This is a genomic window from Methylobacterium indicum (assembly GCF_001043895.1).
Taxonomy (GTDB): domain Bacteria; phylum Pseudomonadota; class Alphaproteobacteria; order Rhizobiales; family Beijerinckiaceae; genus Methylobacterium; species Methylobacterium indicum.
Window position 1 is genome coordinate 1 of record NZ_JTHF01000321.1, and the last position, 2,774, is coordinate 2,774.

General features: G+C 70.6%; 2 protein-coding genes and 1 tRNA gene. All 3 read right to left on the reverse strand.

Annotated features, from left to right (window positions below; translation table 11 throughout):
- Positions 1-112: 112 nt before the first annotated feature.
- A tRNA-Lys gene (locus QR78_RS28790) sits at positions 113-188 on the reverse strand.
- A 137-nt stretch (positions 189-325) separates the two neighbouring features.
- Positions 326-1,897, reverse strand: a complete 1,572-nt coding sequence (locus QR78_RS28795) for a 2-isopropylmalate synthase (RefSeq protein ID WP_048431048.1) — start codon at positions 1,895-1,897, stop codon at positions 326-328.
- Between the two features lie 427 nt (positions 1,898-2,324).
- Positions 2,325-2,774 (reverse strand): methyl-accepting chemotaxis protein (locus QR78_RS28800; protein WP_048431049.1); only part of this gene is annotated, 450 nt, incomplete at its 5' end.

Below are 2,774 nucleotides of genomic sequence, written 5' to 3' on the forward strand. Positions count from 1 at the left end.
GAGCTATGCGCCCATCGCCAGGAGGCGACGAGGGGAACGGCCACCAACCGTTCCTCTGGTGCCGAGTACCGCAAGGGTATTCGGGATCAGTTACCGCGAGAGTAACTTGGATTGGTGGGCGCACTAGGGCTCGAACCTAGGACCCGCTGATTAAGAGTCAGCTGCTCTACCAACTGAGCTATGCGCCCGCTCTCACAAGAGAACGTCCGGGGAAGCCACCAAACCGCCCCGGCGGTGAGGGTCGTTTAATCGGCCGGCGGGGGGCTGTCCAGCCCCGAACCCGCCGGCCGTTCGATTTTTTGCCGGCTCGCGCCGGCGTCCCCGACTACTCGGCGGCCGCGTGCTGGGCGTGCAGGCGGCTGGCGCCGGCCATCAGTTTGTTCAGCGCGGCGAGATAGGCCTTGGCCGAGGCGACCAGGGTATCGGGATCGGCGCCGCGGGCGGTGACGATGCGGTCGTCCTGGCGCAGGCGCACCGAGACCTCGGCCTGGGCGTCGGTGCCCTCGGTGACGGCGTGGACGTCGTAGAGCTCCAGGGCGGCCTCGTGCGGCACCAGGGCGTGGATCGCCTTGAACACCGCGTCGACGGGCCCGTTGCCGTCGGTCTCCTCGGTGACGATGCGGCCCTCGATGTCGAGCTTCATCGTCGCGCGCTGCGGGCCGCGGGTGCCGGCCATCACCGTGAGCGAGACGAGCTTGATGCGGTCATGGGCGGTGGCCAGATTCTCGTCGACCAGCGCCTCGATGTCCTCGTCGTAGACGTGCTTCTTGCGGTCGGCCAGCGCCTTGAACCGCTCGAAGGCGTCCTGGAACTGGTTGTCCGACAGCCGGTAGCCCATGTCGTCGAGCTTGGAGCGGAAGGCGGCGCGGCCCGAATGCTTGCCCATCACCAGCGAGGTCTTGTGCACGCCGACCGATTCCGGCGTCATGATCTCGTAGGTGGTCTGGTTCTTCAGCATCCCGTCCTGGTGGATGCCGCTCTCGTGGGCAAACGCGTTCCGGCCGACGATCGCCTTGTTGTACTGGACCGGGAAGTGGGTGGCGCCGGCCACCAGCTTCGAGGCGCGCACCAGCTGGGTGGTGTCGATGCCGGTGGAATAGGGCAGCACGTCGGCACGGGTCTTGATCGCCATCACGATCTCCTCCAGCGCGGCGTTGCCGGCCCGCTCGCCGATGCCGTTGATGGTGCACTCGATCTGGCGCGCGCCGCCCTCGATGCCGGCCAGCGAGTTCGCGACCGCCAGGCCGAGGTCGTTGTGGCAATGGACCGAGAAGACCGCCTTGTCGGAATGCGGCATCCGCTCGCGGACGGCGCGGAACATCGCCCGGTACTCGTCGGGGGTGGCGTAGCCGACCGTGTCGGGCAGGTTGATGGTGGTGGCGCCGGCCCGGATCGCCGCCTCGACGCAGCGGCACAGGTAGTCGATCGGCGTGCGGGTCGCGTCCATCGCCGACCACTCGACGTCCTCGACGAGGTCGCGGGCCTGGGCCACGGTCTTCAGGATGATTTCCAGGACCTCGTCCTCGGTCTTGCGCATCTGGTGGGCCAGATGGATCGGCGAGGTCGACACGAAGGTGTGGATGCGCCCGCGACGGGCGAACTTCACCGCCTCGCCGGCCCGGGCGATGTCGGCGGGGATCGCGCGGGCGAGGCCGGCGATCACCGCGGACTTGGAGCGGCGGGCGATCTCGGCCACCGCCTCGAAATCGCCGTTGGAGGCGATCGGGAAGCCGGCCTCGATGATGTCGACGCCCATCGCGTCGAGCATCTCGGCCACCGCCAGCTTCTCCTCCAGCGTCATGGTGGCGCCGGGGCATTGCTCGCCGTCGCGCAGGGTGGTGTCGAAGATCAGGACGCGCTCGGAGGACGCGGGGGTGCGGGCGGTCGTGTCGGTCATGTGCGAAAAAATCCTGGTTCGCCCGGGATCGCAAGGTCGCGCGGGCGCGGCTGGTCGGCAGGTCTCTCAGATCCCCCAAGGGCCCAGGCGCACGCCCGGACGGCCCTCAGGGGCTGGTAAGGAGAAGGCCGGCGAGGAGGAGCGCGCGCGACCGCGCCGCCGCGAAGGCGGTCGTCGGGGGCGTCAGCAGGGAGCCGGCATGAGCCACGGCTCGCGTCTCCTAAAGGGTGCGGGACCCGGTGCGAGACTCGTCGTTTACCGGCCCGCGGGCGCGATGACAAGCCGCGGCGCGCGCGGCGCGGGAGCGTCCGGCGGCGCGGCGCCGGGATATCCGGGTGGGCGAGGGCCTCGGCACGGCCGATTCACGAGACGACGGCAGCCGGCGCCGCTGGAGCGGGGCGATTGCCGGCTGCCGATTCGCATTCCCTCAGGCCGCCCGGACGGTGGCGAGGAAGCGCGTCACCTCCGCCGAGAGATGCTCGGACTGGCGCGACAGCGCGGAGGCCGCCGAGAGCACCTGACCCGCCGCCGCGCCCGTCTCCTCCGCCGCGCCCGCCACGCCCGCGATGGTACCGGTCACCTCGCCGGTCCCGGCCGCGGCCTGGGAGACGTTGCGGACGATCTCCTGGGTCGCCGCACCCTGCTCCTCCACCGCCGCGGCAATCGAGGTCGCGACGCCGGAGATCTCCTCGATCCGCGCGGTGATCCCGCCGATCGCGCCGGCGGCGAGGCCGGTCGAGGCCTGGATCGCCGCGATCTGGCCGGTGATCTCCTGCGTCGCCTTGGCCGTCTGACCGGCGAGCTCCTTCACCTCGGCGGCCACCACGGCAAAGCCACGCCCGGCGGTCCCGGCGCGGGCGGCCTCGATGGTGGCGTT